The 925-nt window shown below is 74.9% G+C and carries 1 protein-coding gene and 1 pseudogene; both read left to right on the forward strand.

Going from position 1 to position 925, the window contains the following annotated elements; all coding sequences use genetic code 11:
• Positions 1-544 (forward strand): annotated as a pseudogene (locus BIU89_RS11960) (DUF4350 domain-containing protein); the annotation flags it as partial.
• A partial coding sequence (locus tag BIU89_RS11965; protein WP_175475017.1) for an AAA family ATPase occupies positions 541-925 on the forward strand: 385 nt, incomplete at its 3' end. The pseudogene BIU89_RS11960 and the gene BIU89_RS11965, both read left to right, overlap by 4 nt.

Consider the following 925-nt stretch of genomic DNA (forward strand, 5'->3'; position numbering starts at 1 on the left):
CGGGCTGCTCGGCGCCGACGAGCGACTCGTCTGGTACACCCCGGCGGTCGGCACCCCCGACGCCGCCCCGACCCTCGGCGAGCTCGCCCCGCCGTGGGTCCCGAGTGCCCTCGCACTGCTCGCCCTCGTCGCCGTCGCAGCCGGTGTCTGGCGGGGCCGACGGCTCGGCCCGCTCGTCGTCGAGCGGTTGCCCGTCGTCGTCCGTGCTGCCGAGACCACCGAGGGGCGTGCCCGGATGTACGCCCGCACCCGTGACCGCACCCACGCCCTCGACACCCTGCGCGTCGCCGCCGTCCGCCGTATCGGCCGGATGCTCGGACTCCCCCGATCGGCGCACGTCGACGAGGTCGTCCGGACCGCGGCCCAGGCCACCGGCATCCCGCACACCCGTGTCGGTGCCGTGCTCGTCGGTGGGACCACCGCCGACGACCGTGCACTCATCGACGGCACCGCGGCGCTCGACGACCTCGAACGCGCCGTGCGCCGGGCGACCTCCGGCGACCGACCGACCTCTGACCCCGACCGACCAGGAGCACGACCGTGACCGACCTGCCCCCTGCCACCACCGAGCACACCGCGCCGGAGCACGACCCCACGACCGCGGCCGTCTCCGACCTGCGCGACGCGTTCGGCCGGGTCCGCACCGAGGTCGCGAAGGCCGTCGTCGGCCAGGAGGGCGCGGTCTCCGGCATGATCGTCGGACTCCTCGCGCAGGGGCACGTGCTGCTCGAGGGCGTCCCCGGTGTCGCGAAGACCCTGCTCGTCCGCAGCCTCGCCGCCGCGATGACGCTCGACACGAAGCGCATCCAGTTCACGCCGGACCTGATGCCCGGCGACGTCACCGGGTCGCTCGTCTACGACGCCTCGACCGGCACGTTCCCGTTCCGCGAGGGCCCCGTCTTCACGAACGTCCTGCTCGCCGACG

Origin of the sequence: Curtobacterium sp. MCBA15_005 (genome assembly GCF_001864855.1) — a bacterium.
Classification (GTDB): domain Bacteria; phylum Actinomycetota; class Actinomycetes; order Actinomycetales; family Microbacteriaceae; genus Curtobacterium; species Curtobacterium flaccumfaciens.